At 69.3% G+C, this 20,003-nt stretch carries 13 protein-coding genes and 1 pseudogene; 10 read left to right on the top strand and 4 right to left on the bottom strand.

All coding sequences use genetic code 11. The annotated features are described in order from the left end of the window. The first annotated feature begins 89 nt into the window (after positions 1 to 89). The 3 genes from AOM45_RS25950 (at position 90) to AOM45_RS25940 (ending at position 5,620) form a co-directional block, all read left to right on the top strand. Positions 90 to 989, top strand: a complete 900-nt coding sequence (locus AOM45_RS25950; protein WP_051783369.1) for an LCP family protein — start codon at positions 90 to 92, stop codon at positions 987 to 989. 252 nt (positions 990 to 1,241) lie between these two features. Then, entirely contained in the window at positions 1,242 to 5,051 is a 3,810-nt protein-coding gene (locus tag AOM45_RS25945; RefSeq protein ID WP_030467697.1) for an nSTAND1 domain-containing NTPase, read from the top strand. A gap of 71 nt (positions 5,052 to 5,122) precedes the next feature. Beyond that, complete coding sequence (locus AOM45_RS25940) at positions 5,123 to 5,620, top strand: DUF2165 domain-containing protein (RefSeq protein WP_030467698.1); 498 nt, start codon at positions 5,123 to 5,125, stop codon at positions 5,618 to 5,620. Here AOM45_RS25940 and AOM45_RS25935 read toward each other — a convergent pair. From AOM45_RS25935 to AOM45_RS25925, 3 genes are all read right to left on the bottom strand, one after another. Further along, positions 5,595 to 7,493, bottom strand: a complete 1,899-nt coding sequence (locus AOM45_RS25935; protein ID WP_156093821.1) for a GGDEF domain-containing protein — start codon at positions 7,491 to 7,493, stop codon at positions 5,595 to 5,597. The genes AOM45_RS25940 and AOM45_RS25935 overlap by 26 nt on opposite strands. A 977-nt stretch (positions 7,494 to 8,470) precedes the next feature. Beyond that, the gene (locus AOM45_RS25930; RefSeq protein ID WP_035910295.1) at positions 8,471 to 10,795 is read right to left on the bottom strand and encodes a helix-turn-helix transcriptional regulator; all 2,325 of its coding nucleotides are present in this window, start codon (positions 10,793 to 10,795) and stop codon (positions 8,471 to 8,473) included. An 8-nt stretch (positions 10,796 to 10,803) separates the two neighbouring features. Next, on the bottom strand, positions 10,804 to 12,009 hold the full coding sequence (locus tag AOM45_RS25925) for an Hsp70 family protein (RefSeq protein ID WP_030467701.1): 1,206 nt from the start codon (positions 12,007 to 12,009) through the stop codon (positions 10,804 to 10,806). 216 nt (positions 12,010 to 12,225) lie between these two features. Between AOM45_RS25925 and AOM45_RS25920 the strand changes: the two genes are divergently transcribed. The 7 genes and pseudogenes from AOM45_RS25920 to AOM45_RS25900 all read left to right on the top strand — a co-directional run bounded on the left by AOM45_RS25920 (position 12,226) and on the right by AOM45_RS25900 (position 19,195). After that, on the top strand, positions 12,226 to 13,131 hold the full coding sequence (locus AOM45_RS25920; protein ID WP_030467702.1) for an IniB N-terminal domain-containing protein: 906 nt from the start codon (positions 12,226 to 12,228) through the stop codon (positions 13,129 to 13,131). A gap of 173 nt (positions 13,132 to 13,304) precedes the next feature. Next, positions 13,305 to 15,125, top strand: coding sequence for a dynamin family protein (locus AOM45_RS25915; protein WP_236703827.1), 1,821 nt, complete (start codon positions 13,305 to 13,307; stop codon positions 15,123 to 15,125). Then, positions 15,122 to 16,516 (top strand): P-loop NTPase family protein, encoded by a 1,395-nt coding sequence (locus tag AOM45_RS25910; RefSeq protein ID WP_051783377.1) that lies wholly within the window; start codon positions 15,122 to 15,124, stop codon positions 16,514 to 16,516. The genes AOM45_RS25915 and AOM45_RS25910 overlap by 4 nt, the downstream gene beginning before the upstream one ends. A gap of 15 nt (positions 16,517 to 16,531) precedes the next feature. Continuing rightward, entirely contained in the window at positions 16,532 to 16,678 is a 147-nt protein-coding gene (locus AOM45_RS51105) for a hypothetical protein (RefSeq protein WP_156093822.1), read from the top strand. Positions 16,679 to 16,693: 15 nt separating this feature from the next. Next, positions 16,694 to 16,918: pseudogene (locus AOM45_RS53545) on the top strand (GNAT family N-acetyltransferase); the annotation flags it as partial. A 75-nt stretch (positions 16,919 to 16,993) separates the two neighbouring features. Continuing rightward, positions 16,994 to 17,806 carry a PhzF family phenazine biosynthesis protein gene (locus AOM45_RS25905; protein ID WP_030467704.1) on the top strand — a complete coding sequence of 271 codons (813 nt, stop codon included), beginning with the start codon at positions 16,994 to 16,996 and terminating at the stop codon, positions 17,804 to 17,806. Positions 17,807 to 18,244: 438 nt separating this feature from the next. Continuing rightward, complete coding sequence (locus AOM45_RS25900; RefSeq protein ID WP_030467705.1) at positions 18,245 to 19,195, top strand: LysR family transcriptional regulator; 951 nt, start codon at positions 18,245 to 18,247, stop codon at positions 19,193 to 19,195. On the opposite strand, the gene AOM45_RS25895 is transcribed toward AOM45_RS25900, so the two are convergent. Continuing rightward, complete coding sequence (locus AOM45_RS25895; RefSeq protein ID WP_030467706.1) at positions 19,192 to 19,950, bottom strand: SDR family oxidoreductase; 759 nt, start codon at positions 19,948 to 19,950, stop codon at positions 19,192 to 19,194. The two genes, AOM45_RS25900 and AOM45_RS25895, sit on opposite strands and share 4 nt — an antisense overlap. Between the last annotated feature and the right edge of the window lie 53 nt (positions 19,951 to 20,003).

Below are 20,003 nucleotides of genomic sequence, written 5' to 3'. Positions count from 1 at the left end.
GACACCGAAATACCAGCTGAGGCGCGCTGTGACACAACCATGACGAACCACCGACGGGATCCGGACAAACAGCCGGGACCGTCGAAGACATGAACGTCCACCTGAAACGATGGCTCGCGGTCTCGGGGGCCGCCGTGGTCATCACGGCGGGCGTCGTGGTCGGGGGTTCCTACTGGCGGCTCGAGAGCAATCTCAAGACCGTCGATCTCGCTGAGGAGATCACCCACCCCAGGCCTCCTTCGACGCCTGGCAGGCCCCTCAACATCCTCCTGATCGGCAAGGACGACGGGCGGTCCGACACCGCCATGGTCGTCCAGCTCAACGCCGCCGGCGACCAGGCGCGCGTGGTCAGCATCCCGCGCGACACGATGGTGCCGAGGCCCCGGTGCGGGAACAGCCCGCCCGCCGCCGTCGCCATGTTCAACAGCGCCTTCTCCACGGGCGGCGCCGCGTGCACGGTGGCGACGGTCGAGCAGATGAGCGGCATCCGGATCGACCACTTCGTGCAGATCGACTTCAACGGTTTCCGCGACGTCATCGACCGGCTCGGCGGCATCGACGTGACAATGCCCGAGCCGATCGACGACGAGAAGAGCGGGCTGCACGTGCCGGCCGGACCGGTGAAGCTCGACGGAACGCAGGCGCTCGCATTCGTCCGCACCCGCTACAGCATCGGTGACGGCAGCGACCTCAACCGCATCAAGAACCAGCAGCTCTTCATGCGCGCGTTGAGCGAGAAACTGTCGAACGAGAACTGGCTCGCGAGCCCGCAGAAAACACTCGAACTCGCGGACGTCCTGACGAAGTCGATCGTGACCGACACCGAGATCGGCTCGATTCCGAAATTGGCGGACCTCGCGGGAAAGCTCACCGCGTTGAAACCGGGCAACATCACCTACGTGACGCTGCCGACGGAAACGTACCTGCCCGACCCGAACCGGGTTCAGCCGAAGCAACCGGAGGCGGACGAGCTCTGGAAAGCCGCCTGACCTAGCAGGCAGCACCCTGCCATTCGCTCGGGCGAGGCCACGGCTGAGGAGACCCCCAGCACTCCTCAGCCGTGGAAGTTTTGCCCCAGTCAGCCACTACCACTGTGACGGTCTCCCGGTCTCGTGAAAGGACGTGGGGTCGAGGTTGTCAGACCACCTCGTTAGGGTGGGCTTCTGACGGCCTGTCCGGAGCTTGCGCTGCAGCTCAGACGGGCGGTCCACGTTTTCCGGTCCGGACGAGGTGGAGGCCGCTTGGGACCCCGTGGCGTCTTCGCGGAGCGCTTCGCGCTGCTCTACGCGGAGGCAGGCGACCCACCCCTGAAGCGGGTCACCGAGTCGGTCGCTCGTGCCCGCCGAACGGACGAGCAGGGCCGACCGGTTCGCGTGCCGGCACAGCGCGTCAGCGACTGGCGGCGCGGCCGGAACGTGCCCGCGAAGTTCAGCGGGCTGAGCGCCGTGCTCGAGGTCCTCATCGGCGAGGCGCGCAAGCGCAAGCCGCAGCCCGCGGTCGACGGCCTGTACGACGCCGACGCGTGGCGCGCGCTCTGGGAGGAGGCGCTCGCCAGCCCGGTCGGTGAGGCGGACACACCCCCTCAGGACGGCACCGCAGTCTGCCCGTACATGGGTTTGAGCGCATTCGGCCCGGAGGACGCGAGTTGGTTCTTCGGCAGGGAACGTTCGACGAACGCATTGCTCGCGCGAATCAACGAAAACGGCATCACGATGCTCGTCGGCGCGTCCGGCGCCGGAAAGTCGAGCCTGATGAAAGCAGGCGTTCTCCCGCGCCTGAACAAAGACGCCATCATCATTTCTCCCGGCACCGACCCGTTGAAGGAGTTCGCGCTCCAGGTGCCGGAACTGATTGTCACGCTGGAATCGGCGGCAGGCTCGGAACTGCTGTCCGACTTCGCGCAGGAGGTGCAGCTCGCGGTCGGCGACCGGGTGGTGATCGTCGACCAGTTCGAGGAGGCGTTCACCCTCGGCGGCGACGAGGACCGGCTGCGCGTGTTCGTCCAGGCACTGCACGCGGCGGCGGAGAAGACCGCGGTCGTGCTGGGCGTGCGGGCCGACTTCTACGCCCGCTGCCTGGACTTCCCCGAGCTCTCCGAGGCGCTGCAGAACCGGCAGATGGTGCTCGGCGCGATGTCCGCGGCCGAGGTGCGCGACGCCGTGACGAACCCGGCCAAGGCCGCGGGCCTGCAGCTGGAGGCCGGTCTGGTCGACCTGATGCTCCGTGATCTCGGCGCACACAACCGCCGCGGCAAGGACGCCTACGACGCGGGCGCGCTCCCGCTGCTCAGCCACGCCCTGCTGGTCACCTGGCAGCGACGGCAGGCAGGCCGGCTCACCATCGCGGGCTACCGGGCGGCGGGCGGCATCCAGGGCGCCGTCGCCACCACGGCCGAACGCGCCTGGGCCGATCTCGACGAGCCCGGCAAGGCGGCGGGCAAGCAGCTGCTCCTGCGCCTGGTCCGGGTCGGCGACGACACCCAGGACACCCGCCGCAGGTCGAGCCGCCACGCCCTGCTCGAGGCCAGCACGAACCTCGCCGCCACCGAACGAGCGCTCGAAGTGCTCACCCGTGCCCGCCTGATCACCGTCGACTCCGGCAGCGTGGAGATCACGCACGAGGCGCTGCTGCACGCGTGGCCGCGGCTGCGCAGCTGGATCGACGAGGACCGCGCGGGCAACCTCGCCCGGCAGCGGCTGGAGGAGGACGCGGCGGTGTGGGCCACGAGCGAGCGCGACTCGTCGTTGCTCTACCGCGGCGCACGGCTGGAGGGCGCGCGGCAGCAGCAGGTCACCGCGCAAGCGAGAGAGTTCGTGCAGGCCTCGGAACGCCAGCACCGCAAGAGCGTCTGGCTGCGGCGCAGCGCCGTCTCCCTCGTGGTGGTGTTCGCGCTGATCGCGGCCAGCGCCGCGGTGATCGCAGTGCGGCAGCGCAACGACGCGGTGTTCCGCCAGGTCGTCGCCGAGGCGGACCGGCTCGCCGACACCGACCCGTCGCTGGCCGCCCAGATGCTGCTCGCCGCGCACCGGATGCGGCCGGACGACCAGAACGTGACCTCCAAGCTGCTCGCGGACCAGCAGACACCGCTGGCCGTACCGCTGCACGGCCACACCGGCGCGGTGTACCTGACGTCGTTCACCAGGGACGGCACGGTCCTCGCGACGGCGAGCTACGACCGCACCGCACGCCTGTGGGACGTGCGGGACAAGTCCAACCCGCAGCCGCTCGCGGTGATCACCGGTCACACCGACTGGCTGACGTCCGCGGTGTTCTCCCCGGACGACAAGGTGCTCGCCACCACCGGCAACGACAAGACGATCCGGTTGTGGGACATCACCGACCGGGCGCACCCGCAGCACCTCAAGACCATCGAGACCGGCAACGGCACGAGCTACCTGCTGGAGTTCAGTCCCGACGGCAAGACCCTCGCCGCGGCGAACGAGGACAAGACCGCGCGGTTGTGGAACGTGAGCGACCCGTCGAACCCGGTGCCGCTCGGCGAACCGCTGCGCGGCGCCACCGCCGCGGTCAGGACGCTCGCCTTCAGCCCGGACGGCAGGACGCTCGCGGCCTCCGGCGACGACAGGACGGTCCGGCTCTGGGACGTCGCCTCCCACGCCGTGATCGGCAAACCGATGACCGGCCACACCGACGGCGTGCACTCGGTGGCGTTCAGCCCGGACGGCAAGCTCCTCGCGTCCGGCAGCGACGACAGCACGGTGCGGCTGTGGGACCCCGCGAAACAGGAGCCGATGGGAGACGCGCTGGTCGGCCACACCGCCGGCGTGTGGTCGGTGAAGTTCAGCCCCGACGGCCGAGTGCTCGCCTCGGGTGCGTCGGACGGCACCGCCCGGTTGTGGAACCTCAGCGACCCGGCGGCGGTGAGCCAGATCGGCAAACCGCTCGCGGCGTCCAGCGGTGGCCTGTTCGCGGTCGGCTGGAGCCCGGACGGGCGCACCCTCGCGACCGGTGCCCTGGAGAACTCCGTGCGGCTGTGGTCGTTGCCGCAGAACATGGTGCTGCTCGCGCCCTCCGACGTGACGGGTCCGATCTTCAGCGGTGACGGCAGGCTGCTCGTGTCCGGCTCCGGCCCGAGGACCCTGCGCCTGTGGGACACCACGGACCCGACCGTGCCGAAGCCGGTCGGCTCAGCCCTGGTCGGCGAGGAACGCGGGCTCACCAAGCCGAAGCTCTCGCCGGACGGCAAGGTCCTCGTCACCATCACCAACGCCAGGACGCTGCGCCTGTGGGACAGCAGCGACCCGGCGCACGTCGTGCCGCTCGGGCAGCCGATCCCGCTCGCCACCCGGTTCTCCTACCCGACCGGGTTCACGCCCGACGGGAAGACCCTGGTCATCGGCAACGACGACAAGTCGGTGCAGCTGTGGAACATCAGTGATCCCGCGCAGCCCGTCAAGCTGGGCGACCCGCTGACCGGGCACGACGGGTACGTCAACGACGTGGCGTTCAGCCCGGACGGCAGGACGCTGGTGACCGTGAGCAGCGACCGCACGTTCCGGCTGTGGGACGTGACCGACCCGGCGAAACCGAGGCTGCTCGGCACCCCGGTGACGGACCACCACGAGCCCGTCCAGCGGGTCGTCTTCACCCCGGACGGGCAGACCCTTATTACGGGAGGCGTCGACAAGGCGGTCCGGCTGTTCGACGTGCGGAACCGGGAGAAGCCGGTCGCGATCGGCGTGCTCACCGGCCACACCCAGCAGATCAGCTCGCTGTCGGTGTCGGGAGACGGCAAGATCCTCGCGAGCGCCAGCTCGGACAAGACGTTCCGGTTGTGGGACATCAGCAATCCCGCCCAGGCGGTGCCACTCGGCCAGCAGATGGCGCTCACGTCGGGCGCGGAGATGACCGTCCACTTCAGACCGGGAAGCCAGGTGCTGCTGACCGGTGGCGCTGACGGCGTGATGCGGCTGTGGGACCTCGACGTGACGCACGAGGCCGCCCGCATCTGCGCCTCGACGCGGGGTGCGCTCACCGAGGAGCTCTGGCAGGACCGCCTGCCGCAGGCGGAGTTCCAGGCGCCCTGCTGAGCCCGTCCGGCGGGTGGGAGACAGCACGAACCGGTCTCACGGACCGCGCTCCATCGGTTACTGTCCGCGCCATGCGTCTTCTTGCTCGGGTCGGCAGCTTGCGCGCGGTCGTCGCGGTGACCGTCGGGTTCATCGCGCTCAACATGCTTCTCGTGGTGCTCGGCAACGTCACGGACTACGGCACGAACGAAGCGTTCGTGAAGCACGTCCTCGCCATGGACACCACCTTCGGTCAGGGACTGAAGTGGCGGGCGATCACCAGCCCCGCGGTCGTCACCGTCGTCTACCTCGCGATCATCCTGTGGGAGGCGATCTCGGCGGTCCTGCTGACCGCCGGCACGATCGCCTACATCCGCGACAAGGAGGACAGCGCGCGCAAGTTCGCGTCCGCCGGTCTGCTGATGATCGTGGCGCTGTTCCTCGGCGGGTTCATCACGATCGGCGGTGAGTGGTTCGCGATGTGGCAGTCGAAGGACTGGAACGGCATCACGGCCGCCCTGCGCATGGTGACCATCGCGGGCTTCGCGCTGATCCTCGTGCACCTCAGCCCGCGTCGGGCCACTCCGTAGTCGGTTCGACGCAGAACACCGGCCCGACGCCCGCGTCGGCGCCGAGCTCACCCCACCAGTCCCTCTGCTCAGCGTCCTCGATCGAGTCGATGACCACGAGACCACCGGCCTCGTGCACGAACCCGACGAGGTCGCTGAGCACGTGCGACACCAGCTCGTCGGGCTTCTGACTGCGCCCCTCCACTCGCACGGCCCTCACGCCGAGTGAGCGCACGAGCTCGATCTCCGCGGTGGATCCTTTGAAGTCGCGGGCGCCGATGTGCAGTCCCATGTCGGAGAGCAGGTCGAGGTTGTCGGCGGCCTCGCTGTCCTCGGCCGCGAGCACGTGCACCGGGAACCCCAGCAACAACCGCCCGGCGTGCAACCCGGTGTCCGCGAGCACCCGCCGCACGTCCCGCACCAGGTCAGGGCTGTTGGCCATGCTCTCGGTCAGGCACACCGCGAGCACCTCGTCGTACCGGCACGCCGTCTCAGCGGCCCTGCGTAACATCCACTCACCGAGCGGCAGCATCAACCCGGTGTGCTCGGCCATCGACACGCACTTCTCGTGCCCGATCAGCCCGACGTCCCGGTGCCGCCAGTTCAGCTCGGCCTCGACGCACACCCGTCCGGTCCCGTCGAGCTTCATGACGGGGTTGAACACGACCTCGATCTCGCCGCTCTCCCACGCCCCCGGCATGACCGCGGCGAGCGCGAACTCCTCCTGCTCCCGCTTGTCCTGCGTGGCGTCGTGCAGCCCCCACTGCCGCCGCCCACTGCGCTTGGCCCGCCGCAACGTCATGTCCGACGCCCGCAACACCTCAGCAGGATGATCACCGGGATGCAGCCGCGGCAACACCCCGATCGTCGCCGACACGGCCACCCCGTGATCCCCGAAGTAGACGGGCTCGGCCAGCTCGTGCTCGATCATCCGAATAGTCGTGTCGACGTCCGGCGTCTCCGGCCCGTTCTCCACGAGCACGGCGAACTCGTCCCCTTCGAGCCGCGCGACCATGGCCTTCTCACTGGCGAAAACAGCCGACAACCGCTCCGCCACGAGCTTGAGCACCTTGTCACCGATCTCGCGCCCGAGCCCGTCCGTGATCACGGCGAACGCGTCGAGATCGAGGTGGTACAACGTCACCCCGAACTCGATGTCGCTGTGCAACAACGACTCCAGCCGAGTGGTCAGGTACTGCCGGTTCGGCAACCCGGTCAACGCGTCGTGCAGCGACTGGTACTGCAACCGCCCACCGAGCAACGTGAGCTGGCTGTCGTCGTCGATCATCAGAACGAAGTGCCGAGGATTGTCCTCAGCGTCCTTCTGCACGGTCGCCGCGAGCAACACCCGGAAGTGCTCCCCGTCGCGATCGATCAACCGAGGCCGTTCCTCGACCCGCCGCATCCGCCCGTACTTCAAACTGGCCAACGCGTCGTGAACCAACGGCAGATCAGCCGGCGCGATCAGATCCGACAGCGTCATCCCCGCAACGTCCTCGCGCCGAAGGATGTTGCACAACGCCTCGTTGGCCCGCTCCAGCTCACCGTCCAGACTCACCATGGCAATGCCGGTGGACGAGTGGGCAAAAATGTCCTCGAACCGCTCTTCGCTGGCCTGCAAGTCCAACTGCACGGCCCGGTTCGCCCTCAACAACGCCTGACTGATGCTCTCCTGCTGCTCGAGCACAAAGGCCTGAATGGCCGCGGTGTAAGCAGCAGCCACGGCCCCGACCACCAACGCGGCCCGACGCGGATCAGCCCCCTCAGCCACCACGAACTCGGCGAGAACCTCAACCGAAACCCGCAGACTGTCGGCCCCAACGCAGTGGATCTCCACCAGACGAGTACCGACGGACGCAGCAGCAGCGGGATCCCCAGCCAGCGCCTCAGCCACGACGTTCAACAACTCGTGGAGCTCGTCAGTCAGCTTCGCGGCAGAAAAGGGAATGTAGGCAGTCCGACTGACCTTGATCGCCCAGTCGCGCGCCAGCGAGTCACGCCCCGTCGGGCGCGACGATCTCGCGTCGTCCTGGCTCGGCAAATCGATCCACCTGACCTGCTCGGCGAGCAACCGGTGCAGAAGCCTACAACCAGCAAAGCACAGGTCCCAGCACGCCGGGCCGCATCGCCCCAACGGGCCACAGCGATCCAGCGAGCCAACAACCTTTACTAGCTCGATCGGAGCAACTTTCCCACGAACAGGCGCAATCCAGGGACCCTCGTTCGGGCGACACGCGCCCACCGGCGTGTGGGCAGCGGTGAGTGGGCAACGGTCAGTGGGCAACGGTCAGTGGGCAACGGCGAGTGGGCAACGGCGGGCAGGCAGCACACGCTGACGCAGAGGTCCCCTCGAGTTGAGAGTCCCCCGCAACCCAACGTACCGAGCGGGTCTGACACTCAGCCGATGCCGAAAGCGAGGCAACTCAAGCCGAGGCCGAAGGCGAGGCGACGCGAAGGCGCAGCCGAGCAGTCTTGGCTTGAAACCGCAAGGTTCCGGCGGTGTGGTCCCGTCACGAGTCGTGCCACAGCTCTTGTCGCGCCCGAGGGGAGAGGTCAAGTCGCACGCTCTTCGCGACTTGACCTCTCCCCTCGGGTGTGACCAGCTCCTGGTACGGCTCGTGACGGGACCACACCGCCCGAACCGCACCACCCACGCAACAGCAAGCCGCCGTAAGCACCAGGCGTGCCATCAACCCGCCCACGGCGCTGGCCGGTCTTTGATCAGATTGGCGGGGTAAGGGCAGAGCCCCAATCTTGAAACCGGCACCGAACACGGCGACGCAACCACCGCCGGCCCGAAACAGAAACCCGACACGGCGAGGCGACCACCGCAACCACCGCAACCACCGACGGAACCCGCCACACCCCAACCTACGCCCCAGCCACCCCAACAATGTGCCGCAACTGAGCCAACAAATCGGACCGAGAAGTAGACCCCAGCCTCTGCCTCATCCGAGCCATGTGGTGCTCAACAGTCTTGGCAGAGATGAACAACCGATCCCCAACCTGCTTGTACGTCATCCCTTCCAGAACCAGCTGAGCCACCTCCCGCTCCCGATCACTCAGCTTCCCGGCATCCTCAACCACAGCAGCAACATCAGAATCCGAGCGGCGAGCAGAAACCGGCCGCCCCTGCAACAACCGAGCACAGTCCAGCAACCGAACCATCGCCTGCCGGTCCGAAGTCCGAATGGCCGCCTGCCCAGCCAACCGCGAAGCGTCCCACCACAGCCCAACGGCATGCAGCGAACGAGCGGCAACCTCAACCCGGTCCGGATCGACCTTCCCTGCCACCACGTCCAGCCAACACTCAGCCGCACCGGAAACCACCGAGCAGTACCGGTTCCGCTCCCGCTGCCCAGCCAGCGCCGCAGCGTGCTCCTCAGCAGCAGCGAGGTTCTCGTCGATGATCGCCGCGTGCAACAGACTCCAGTGCAGTTGCGTGGCCCACAACGGCGGATTCCCCAACGCTCGCAACAAACCCGAAGCCTGCGCCAGGTGCGGCGCCAACCGCTCCTGGTCCCGCAACCGAGCGGCGGCAGCAGCGAACTCCCCCAACGGCAGCAGGCTGAAGAGGTCCACCGGGTGCCGTAGCACCGCCTCACACGCCTGCTCCCACGTCCGCCGCAACGTGGCCAGATCGCTGTTCCGCCGAGCCACCCCGACTTCCAGCGCCACGGCGAAGATCCAGTCACGCGGTTCGAACGCACCCCGCACCCCGCGCACGGACATCAACGTCTCGCGCGCCACGGCCAGGTTCCCGCGCAACATGTGCAGCCAGGCCTGCAACAACCGGTGCCGCGCCGACATCAGCACCCCGCCGGTACCGGTCTCCACGGCCCGGTCCAGCACCGACTCAGCCACGTTCGGCTCACCGCAGTGAACGGCGACAAGTGCAGCCAGCGCGGCCGGGCTGTCCGGGAGCAGCACGGCGCCACCGGCGGGTTCCAGCATCGACGACGCACGGACCAAAGTGGACAGAGCTGCCGTCTCCGCGCCGGACACCGACTGCCGGACACCTTGCAGCATCAACGAAGCAGCTCCACCGAGCATGGTCGGCGGCTGCGGCGGCATCTCCTCGAACAGGTGCCCGGTGCCGATCAACCCGATCCCGGCGAAGGCGGCCGCATATGGAGTGGCAGCCCACCGGAACAGCTCGGTGCTCCTGGCCAGCTGACCGCGGTGCGCCAACGCCACGGCCGCGACTTCGGCGGCCGTGCGGCGGTGCGGGGTCTCGGGAGCGCTGATCACCTTGTCGGCGAGCCGCAGCGCGCCGTCCAGGTCGCCGGCCATCGCCGCGGCCGTCGCCCACGAGGCCGCGGTCTCGGCGGACGGTGCGCCACCGCCGGTGGAAGCCTTGAACAACCGGGCGGCGAGGGCGGGATCGGACGGCAGGGCCTCACGGGCGGCGGCGGCGAACACCGGTCCGCCGATGCCCGTGTCCAGCAGAGGCCGCACCAGGTCCAAGACCGGGCCACCGCGGTCGAGCTGGAGCTGGGCGAGCTTCTGGCGGACCGCGATGCGACGCTCGGCGCGGGTCAGCGCACCGACGGCGCGGTGGGCGAGGGGCAGCAACGTGCCGTCCTCGGCCAGCAGACCGGTGGCCCTGGCGGCCTCGATGATGTCGCTGACCTCGTCGAAGTCCTTGTCCAGCAACGCTGACAGCAGATCGAGCCGCTGGGCCGCACCGGCCTCGGCGGCCAGCAGGAACTTCTGCAGATCAGCATCCAGCCAGTCGAGCTCCGAACGAAAAGTCCCGAGCACGTCAGCGGAGACCTCGGAGACAGCACCGAGCCGCTCGACCAGCCCCGGCACACCGCCGGTCTGGGCGAAGACGAAGTCCACCACCGGCTTGGGCGCGTGCAGAACCTCACGCACCTGCTCACGGGTGAACGGCGCCAACGGCACGACCACGGCACCACGGGTCAGCTCGGCCAGCACCGCCCGGCGCGGCCACGGCCGATAAGCCACGACCAGCAGAGGCTCGGCCGCCAGCTCGCGCAGCGACGCGTCGTCCAGCAGGTGCGCGTCGTCCACCACGCGCACCGCGGAGTTGGTGATCTCCGAAAGCAGCGCTGTCTTGCCGTAACCACCAGGCGCCGCAACGACAACGCGCAGGCGTGTGCCCTCGGCGGCGTCGTTGATCCGGTCGAGGACACCTCGCACGGAGGAGTCCAGCACCAACCTGACTCGCATGGTCACGCTCAACGGCCGTCCTCATCATCTCGGGAGCGGGAGCTGGACCTGCGTCCAACGGGGTTCAGCGCGCTGGCCACGCGCTTCACCCGGCGCGGCGGCAGGTCCAGCGGGGACACGTCCACCGGCGGGCGGGGCGGTGGCGCGGTGAACTCTTCGTCGTCAGGGCTCGCGATCTCGCCGACGGGGAACCGCAGCGACGCCTCGCGGGTGTGCACCAGGACCGAGGTCTCGAGCGGCTCCGGCTCGGCCTCCGGTCCCACGACGACCAGCCGGGCGGCGACCGCCAGGCCCTTGGCGACCGAGTGCTCGGGGGCGACCTCGGCCAGCACGCGGCAGTCGACGGCGGCCGACAGCGCGTCGCCGATCGCCGGCATGCGGCAACCACCGCCGACGAGCAGCACCGCGTCGGGCTGCACGGTCCCCAACGCGCGCACGAACGTGCTGACCAGGTGGTCGACCGACGGACGGATCTCCTCGACGAACTCGTCTCGGCCGATCTCGACCCCGCTGATCACCACCGACGGACCGAACGCCCGCTTCGCCGCCTCGCACTCGGCGACCGACACGAACCCGTCGCTGCCGAGCCGGCCGCGCACCAGCGCCGCCAGCAGGTCGTCGAAGTCGGCACCGGTGTGGTGGTCGACGCCGTCGACGTGGTTGACCAGCTCGAACGTCCGGTGCTGCGACCGCTTCACGACCGCCGCGGAGAACGCGTGGCTGCCCAGCGAGAACACCGCCAACGACGAGTCCGGCACCACACGGGAGCGCACGGCGTGGTTCTCGGCGGCCGCCAACGGCTCTGGAACGAGCGTCACGTCGTGCACGCCGACAGCCCGCAACGCCGCGTAGAGCTGCCCCCGGCGATAGGGGCCCCACCCGGCTGGGTGACTCACGGCCACGTGACGAGGCTGTTCACCCTCTCGGGCGACGACCTCACCGATGATCCACATGATCAGCAACGCGGTGAGCTCCTCGGCCGGGCACGTCTCGGGCCCCAGCGAGAACGGCACCGCGTCGCCCACGCGTCTGGCGAAGCCGGTGGCCGTCCAGCCGACCGCGCCGAACTCACCGACCGAGAACGTCCCCGCGTCCGTGAGCTGCAAAGACGACGGCACGACCAGTGCGATCTCGGCATCCCGGGCGCCGTCGAGGCGGCACACGGCAGCAGTCGTGCGGGTGGTCCCGACATCGACTCCGAGTACGTACGGCAAGTCTCTCCCTCACCTGTTCGCAGGAGCGACCAGTACCTACACGGGTGAACGAGAGGCGCTCAAGCAGTGCCCCTAATCCCCTAGGGGGTCAACGAGCGTCACCCCATTGGGGAACGGGGATTCACTGGGAGTGATCCCCGATGTTGGGGGCGGCCCCGCTCTCATAGCTTCTGCGCCACACCCCAATGCCACGTCCCGCAACAGGAGTTCCTTCAGATGATTCAGCCCAGCACGCTCCACGACTTCGTGCTCAACCTGCTCAGCGACCCGTCGCTCAAGGCCGCGTTCGCCGCCGACGCTCAGGGCACGCTGGAGCAGGCTGGCCTGGCAGACATCACGGCCGTGGACGTGCAGGAGGTCATCCCGCTGGTCCTCGACCTGGTCCCCGCCGTCGACGGCCTGCCCGCCGTCAACGACCTCGACCTGTCGCTGCCGACGGACGACCTGCTCGCGGAGGGCCCGCTCGGCGCCATCAGCCAGCTGCAGGCGGTCACGTCGCAGCTGACCTCGTCGGGCCTGAACCTCAGCGAGCTCCACACCTCGTCGGCCGGCGTTCTCGCCGCTGACGAGCACGGACTCAACCTGATCGCGGCGAACAAGACCCTCGGTCAGTTCACCTCGACCAACCTGGGCCTCGGCGGCGACTTCTCCGTCATCGGCGACGTGACGTCGGTCCTCGACCAGACCGCGTCCCCGGTCACCGGCACCGCGCTCGACGTGGCCGACACCGCGACCTCGACCGTCGACTCGACCCTGTCGACCGCCACGAGCGTCGTCCCCGGCACCGACGGCATCCTCGGCCACCTCGGCGGCGTGGGCGACCTGACCCACGACACGCTGGGCGTTCTCGGCGGCACCGACGCCTCCCTGGGCGGCGCTCTCAACGTGAGCGGCCTGACCGACCTCTCCACCGGCAACGTCAACCTGTCGTCGCACGACACCATCGGCCAGGTCACCCACGCCGCCACCGGCGTGGTCGACACCGCCACCGGCGTCACCCACAGCGCGACCAGCGTGGTCGGCGACACCGCCGGCGTCGGCAACGTGGTCGGCAACGTCACCCACGTGGCGAGCGACCTGCCGGTCGTGCACGACCTCGACCTGGGCGGCCTGCTCGGCTGAGCCACCCTCCCGCGGACCGGCCCTGTCGCACCTGACAGGGCCGGTTCGGTGTCTCAACAGGAAAAACGTGAACGCGGTGAGAAACGTCACCGCCCCTCCGAACAGCCCGGTCTCCCCTGAACGGAACCGGTTCTGCGTTCGAGACTTTCACCCAAGGGGGTGAACACGGCACTATGAGTCAGGTGATGGCACCGCCCTGGCTCGACGTGCTCGACGAGACGATCGGGGCCTGCGTCACGCACCGGAGGCCCGATCTGGAGGCCCGGCTGCGCGAAAAGCGGGCACAGCAACTCGACCCCAAGTTGCGCGTACTCGTCGTCGGCGAGTCCAAACAAGGCAAGAGTCAGCTCGTCAACGCGTTGCTCAACGCGCCCGTCTGCGCGGTCGGCGACGACATCACGACGACCGTCCCGACCTTCGTGCAGCACGCCGACACCCCGTCGGCCGCGCTGGTCCGCAACTCGTCCGCACGCGGCTCGATCTTCCACACGCCGACCGAACGCATCGCCGTGCCGATCGACCAGGTCACCAAGCAGGTCTCCACGGCGCACGCGCAGCACGTCGTGCGCGCCGAGATCGGCATCCCCCGCGCGCTGCTCGACAACGGCCTGGTCCTGATCGACACCCCCGGCGTCGGCGACACCCGGTCCGCGCACACCGCCAGCACGTTCGCGACGCTGATGCAGGCCGACGCGGTGCTGATGGTGTCCGACGCGACCGGCGAGCTGACGTCCGCGGAGATGACGCTGCTCAAGAAGGTCATGCAGGCCTGCCCGAACGTCACGGTGGTCGTCACCAAGATCGACCTCGTGCCGAGCTGGCGGGCCGTCGTGGAACGCAACAGGGCGCTGCTCGCCCGCGCCGGCGTTCCGGCCAAGCTCATCCCCGTCTCGTCGGCCCTGCGGCTGCGTGCGGCGAAGACCGGTGACCAGCGGCTCAACACCGAGTCCGGCTTCCCCGAACTGCTGGCGTGCGTGCAGCGCGACATCGTGGCGAGCGCCGACCTGCTGGCCCGCCGCGCCGTCGCCGTCGTCGCGTCCAGCGCGCTCACCCAGCTCGTCACGCCGTTGCGCGAGGAGCTGACGGCCCACGACTCGTCGCGCACGGCCGCCACGATCTCGACGTTGCAGGAGGCCCAGCGGCGCGTCGACGAACTCCGCCGCCGGTCCGCGCGCTGGCAGAACGTGCTCAACGACGAGATGGCCGACCTGATCTCCGACGTCGAGTACGACCTGCGCGACCGCACCCGCAAGATCCTGCGCGAGGTCGACAAGACCTACGACGAGGCCGACCCCGCGATCGGCTGGGACCAGTTCGAGCAATGGCTGGAGGACAACCTCAACGAGGCCGCCACCACGAACTTCGCCTGGCTGATGGAACGTGCGGAGTGGGTCGCGGCGAAGGTCGCGAAGAACTTCCCCGTCTACCGGGAGGACCTCATCCCCGGTTCGGTGCTGCCCGACGACCTGCTGGAGCCCGCGAGCAAGCTGGAGAAGCCGAAGATCGAGCCGTTCTCCGTGCCGCAGAAGCTCTTCACCGGCCTGCGCGGTTCCTACGGCGGCGTGCTGATGTTCGGTCTGGTCACCTCCCTCGCCGGCATGCCGCTGATCAACGTGATCTCGCTCGGCGCCGGCGCGTTGTTCGGCGGCAAGTCGATCCTCGACGAGAGCGACCAGCGGCTCAAGCGCCGCCAGGCCGCCGCGAAGGCCGCCGCGCAACGGCACGTCGACGACTTCTTCATGAAGTTCTCCAAGGACGTCCGCGACGCCGGCCGCCACATCCAGCGCTCCCTGCGCAACCACTTCAGCACGCTCGCGGAAGAGCTGCAGGAGACGTTGCTGGAGTCGGCCCGCAGCGCCAAGCGCGCTGTGCAGGACGACCAGACCGAACGCGAGCGCCGGATGCGGGAAGGCCGCAAGGAACTGGACAAGCTGGTCACGCTCTACAAGCGCGTCCAGGCGCTCGGGGGTCCCGCGATGGAGCTCTCCGCGTGACTTTGGACCGCGTCGTCTGGTCGATGCTGCAGGAGGCGCTCGCCGTCTACCGCGACAGCCCGCGCGCCACGGCCTGGCTGCGTTCGCACGTCGAGCGCTACACCGAGCCCGTGCGCATCGCGGTGGCCGGCCGGTCGCGCATCGGCAAGTCCACTGTGGTCAGTGCGCTCGTCGGTGACGAGTTCACGCCGCAGAGCTCGTTCGTCTGGTACCGCGGCGGAACCGAGCCGCGGGCGCACGTGTTCTCCGGACCCGGCAGGCCGCACGAGGTGACGATCGGCAGGCGCGGCAGCAGGCACCACGTCGAGACCGGTCACGTCGACCGTGCGGACCGCGTCGTCGTCGAGTGGCCCGCACGGACGTTGCGGGACATCGTGCTGATCGACACCCCCGCCGAGGCGACGCCGGAGCAGGTGCTCGGTGAGGCGGACGCCCTGCTCTACCTGATGCGGCACGTCCAGGACGACGACCTGAAGTTCCTCCAGTCCGCCAACGACCACCCGATCGCCCGCGTCGCCGCGGTGCACACGGTCGCGGTGCTCGCCCGTGCCGACGAGATCGGTGCCGGACGGATCGACGCGCTGTCGTCGGCCAAGCAGATCGCGCGCCGCTACCGCCGGGACGTGGCGGTGCAACCGTTGTGCCAGAACGTGGTCTCGGTCGCCGGGCTGCTCGCGGTGGCCGCGAAGACGTTGCGGGAGGACGAGTTCCAGGCGTTGCGGATCCTCGCCTCCCTCGGCCGCGAGGAGCTGGAGGACCACCTGCTGTCGGCGGACAGGTTCGTCGGCGAGCAGTTCCCGGTGCCGATGGAACCGGCGGTGCGGCAGGCGTTGCTCGAACGGTTCGGGATCTTCGGCGTCCGGCTGATCACCGCGTTGATCCGGCAGGGCTTCGACTCCCAGGTGAAGCTCACCGGTCAGCTGGTGCAGCGCAGCGGGCTCGGCGAGCTGCGCGACTCGATCGCGATCCACTTCACCGAGCGCCGCGAGATCCTCAAGGCGCGCTCGGCCCTGCTGGCGCTGGACGTGCTGTTCCGGATGGAGCCGCGGCAGAACGCCCGCAAGCTGATGGCCGACCTCGAACGGGTCGTCGCCTCCGCCCACGACTTCCGCGAGCTGCGGCTCGTCGCCGCGTTGCAGTCCGGACGCACGAAGCTGCCGGCCGAGCTCCAGGCCGAGGCGTTGCGGCTGGTCGGCGCCGAGGGCACGAGTCCGTTGGCGCGCCTGGGTTTCGAGTACGAGGCCGATCACGGCGAGCTGCGGGAGGCGTTGCTCGACGCGCTGCTGCGGTGGCAGGCGCAGGCCGCCGACGTGCACGCGCCGAACGACCACCGCAAGGCCGCCCAGATCGTCGTCCGCACCTGTGAAGGACTTCTCCCCCAGTTCCGCTGAGGCACGATGAGTGTCATGGAGCTGGTGCGGTGGGGAGACGAGCACTTCGAACACTTGCGGCGCTGGGCGACCGACCCGCGGATGACCACGTACGTCGCCGACGGGAAGCCCTGGACGCAGGACTACGTGATCGAACGCCACGAGCAGGCGTTGCGGCACTGAGAGGACCACGGTTTCGGTCTGCACGCGGTCGTCGAGGACGGGGAGGTCGTCGGGATCGGGCAGATGCTGCACGGCGGTCCCGGCGAGATCGAGATCGGCTATTGGGTGGATCCGGACCATTGGGGCCGCGGTGTCGCGACGCGGATCGCCGAGCAGCTGCGGGACAAGGCGCTCACGTTCGCCGACCGGGTCGTCGCCGGCCACCAGGACGGCAACGTCGCTTCCGGCCGCGTGCTGGAGAAGGCCGGGCTGACGTACTTCACCAGCAGGTACGTGGGCGGAAGACTTCAGCACTGCTACGTGTTGCAGCGAAGTATGAGTGGGGTACTGCGCTACAGCGCGTTCACGAAGGATCCGGCAGGCGGCAACCCGGCGGGTGTGGTGCTGGACGCGACCGGCCTGTCCGACGACGAGATGCTCGCGATCGCGGCCGAGGTGAACTACTCCGAGACGGCGTTCGTGCTGCCGGGTTCGGGTGAGCGGGAGTTCGACGTCCGGTACTTCAGTCCCAAGGCGGAAGTGCCGTTCTGCGGCCACGCCACCATCGCCACGGCCGTCGCGCTGGCCGAACGCATCGGCGACGGCCTGCTGACGTTCCACACGCCCGCCGGTGAGATCACCATCGAGACCGCGGCCGGCACCGCGACCCTGACGAGCGTGCCGACCAGCACGTCCGAGGCAGAACCCGAGCTGGTGAAGCAGGCCCTGGAGGCGCTGGGATACGCCGAGATCGGCGACGCGCCGGTGCACGTCGGCTTCGGCGGCGCCCGCCACCTGCTCATCCCGCTGAAGGACCGCGAGCAACTGCGCACGCTCGACTACGACTTCGACGCGTTGCGCGACCTGATGCTGGCGCACGACCTGACGACCGTGCACCTGTGGTGGCGCGACGACGCGGGCCTGGTGCACGCCCGCGACCCGTTCCCGGTCGGCGGCGTGGTGGAGGACGCGGCGACGGGGGCTGCCGCCGCGGCGTTCGGCGGGTACCTGCGTGACCTCGAAGGGCCGCAACGGTTCGTCATCAGCCAGGGCGAGGACATGGGGAGGCCGTCACGGCTGGAGGTCGACGCGACCCGTGAAGATCGTCGGGTCAGCGTCACCGGGGCCGCGGTGGTCATCGGTGTTTGATTGCCGCTGCTCCGCAGACGGCGGCGAGTTCGCCTTTCAGTCGGCCGCCCGGCCGACTCGCCCGCACCGAAATGGGCTCCGCCGATTTCGGCACGAGCGGGTGACCGGGCGACCGACGCGAACTCGCTGAAACCGGCCACAGCCGGTCCCGCGCGCCCGGGACCGGCTGTGAGTGGGAGCGCACCGGTCCTCGGTACCTCGACCACCCAAGGTCCGCCGTGAGGTTGACCAGGCCGGGTGCGCTGCGGCGATGCCATGGGTTCGACGCCGCCGCCGCGGAGCGCAGGGTGCGCGGCGGCGGCGTCGAACCGCGGGGGTGCACCCTCCCGCACCGGACCCGAGTAACGCTGCCGCAAGCGCCGGGCCGGAAGATCTTGCCCCTCACTATGGCCCGATCGAAGGGTGGCGGTGCATTCAGAACGGGGATACAAGGTCTTTATGCCCGAGCTGGAGCTCCGCCACCTCCGTGCGGTTCGCACCATCGCCGAGGAAGGCAGCGTGACGAGAGCCGCGACGCGGCTCGGACTGACCCAACCCGCGCTGTCGGCGCAGCTGCGCACGGTCGAGAGACTGGTCGGCGGGCAGCTGTTCGACCGCACGCGCAACGGTTGCGTGCCAACGGACCTGGGCCGGCGCGTGCTCGGCACGGCGAGACTCGTGCTCGACGAGATGGCCCAGCTGATGAGCACGACCAAGGAGACGGACCGGCGCGGGCCGCTGTTCTTCGGCTGCATCCCGATCCTGTACTTCGCGAAGCTCGTGGAGGGGCTGCGCGAACTCAACCACGACGTGCGCGCGGAGGTGCGGCCGTCGTCGGCGGAGATCGTGGACATGCTGGAGGCCGGGCAGGTGCACGTGGCGCTGTTCGAGTTCTTCGACGGCATGCACGCGCGTGACCTGGCGGGCATCGAGCTGCGCAAGCTCGTCACCGAACCGGCGTTCGTCGCGCTGCCGGAGACCGACCCGCTCGTCGAGCAGGACGAGGTCGACCTGGCCCAGCTCTCCGACCGTGACTGGGTGACCCCGCCCAAGCAGCACATCGGCAGCCGGACGCAGATGTTCCAGGCCTGTGCCGACGCGGGGTTCGTGCCGCGGCTGACGCATCACACGGGCGAGGCGAGCATGGCCCGCGGACTGGTGGCGGGCGGCTGCGTGTCGTTCGCCGCGGCACCGTCGCGCACGGGCGAGGGCATCGTGATCAGGCGGTTGCGCGGGATGCCGCTGATGACCGACATCTTCGTGGCCACGCGCCGGGACTCCCCGGTGGCGGGGCGGGCGCACGAGGTGTTCGCGTGCGCCGCCGACGCCTACCGGTCGGTGCTCGACCGCAACCCGGAGTACCGCAAGTGGTGGGACGCGCACCCGGAGGCGCATCCCGAGTTCACCTAGACCGCGATGGGGCGGGTCGGGCGGCCGATCAGCTTCTCCAGGTCCGGGCGCACCTCGGCGTACACGCCGTCGCGGATCTCCTTGAAGAAGCCGACGACGAACGGCGGCAGGCCGGCCGCGATCAGGTCCTCGTCGCTGACGTCCTGGAACCGGTCGCCGGCGACCTCCGGGAACGACCAGGACGTCGAGCCGGTGAGCTCGTAGGTCTGGTTCTCGTGGCCTTCGGTGGTCAGCGCGACGGCCGCGCCGAGGGCGTAGTCGTCACGGGCGGCGCTCGCGACGCGGCCGTCCTTGGTGGAGACCGCGACCACGTCGCCGGCCAGCGCACCCAGGTAGTTCTCGTGGTACATGCTGTTGCGCAGGAACGTGAACGTGACGCCGGTGGCGCGGATGGCCTCTTCGGTGGCCTTGTGCACGACCGCGACGCCCGCGGGCGAGGTGTCCGCGTCGACGAGGCTCGTGTAGAAGATGTGGCCCACGCCGTGCTCCACCGCCTTGGCGATGGCGTTCTTGTGCTGCTGGATGCGGACGGCGGGATCGTGCGCGTCGGCGGACACGATCAGCAGCTTGTCCGCGCCGCGGAAGTCGAGGGTCTCGGGCTTGTCGAAGTCGCCCTGACGGACCTCGACGCCGTCCACGTCGAACTTCTCCGGGCTGCGCACGGACACGATGACTTGCTCGTCCGTGCGGTCGAGGACGTAGCGGACGACTGCGTTGCCGAACTGGCCGGTTGCTCCGGTGATGAGGATCGTCATAGCCACGAAACTAGGGTTAGCGCTAACCTGTGGAAAGTACCCACTTTGAAGTT

Origin of the sequence: Lentzea aerocolonigenes (assembly GCF_000974445.1) — a bacterium.
Classification (GTDB): Bacteria; Actinomycetota; Actinomycetes; order Mycobacteriales; family Pseudonocardiaceae; genus Lentzea; species Lentzea aerocolonigenes.
Note: the sequence above shows the minus strand (reverse complement) of the source record. Positions and strands in the feature narration are given on the sequence as shown.

What these genes read in the sequence shown, in the direction of transcription:
- AOM45_RS25940 (WP_030467698.1), top strand. Translation starts at nt 5,123, where the DNA reads ATGCGTCTTCTTGCTCGGGTCGGCAGCTTGCGCGCGGTCGTCGCGGTG.
- AOM45_RS51105 (WP_156093822.1), top strand. Translation starts at nt 16,532, where the DNA reads ATGGAGCTGGTGCGGTGGGGAGACGAGCACTTCGAACACTTGCGGCGC.
- AOM45_RS25950 (WP_051783369.1), top strand. Translation starts at nt 90, where the DNA reads ATGAACGTCCACCTGAAACGATGGCTCGCGGTCTCGGGGGCCGCCGTG.
- AOM45_RS25920 (WP_030467702.1), top strand. Translation starts at nt 12,226, where the DNA reads ATGATTCAGCCCAGCACGCTCCACGACTTCGTGCTCAACCTGCTCAGC.
- AOM45_RS25905 (WP_030467704.1), top strand. Translation starts at nt 16,994, where the DNA reads ATGAGTGGGGTACTGCGCTACAGCGCGTTCACGAAGGATCCGGCAGGC.
- AOM45_RS25930 (WP_035910295.1), bottom strand. Translation starts at nt 10,795, where the DNA reads ATGCGAGTCAGGTTGGTGCTGGACTCCTCCGTGCGAGGTGTCCTCGAC.
- AOM45_RS25900 (WP_030467705.1), top strand. Translation starts at nt 18,245, where the DNA reads ATGCCCGAGCTGGAGCTCCGCCACCTCCGTGCGGTTCGCACCATCGCC.
- AOM45_RS25895 (WP_030467706.1), bottom strand. Translation starts at nt 19,950, where the DNA reads ATGACGATCCTCATCACCGGAGCAACCGGCCAGTTCGGCAACGCAGTC.
- AOM45_RS25915 (WP_236703827.1), top strand. Translation starts at nt 13,305, where the DNA reads ATGAGTCAGGTGATGGCACCGCCCTGGCTCGACGTGCTCGACGAGACG.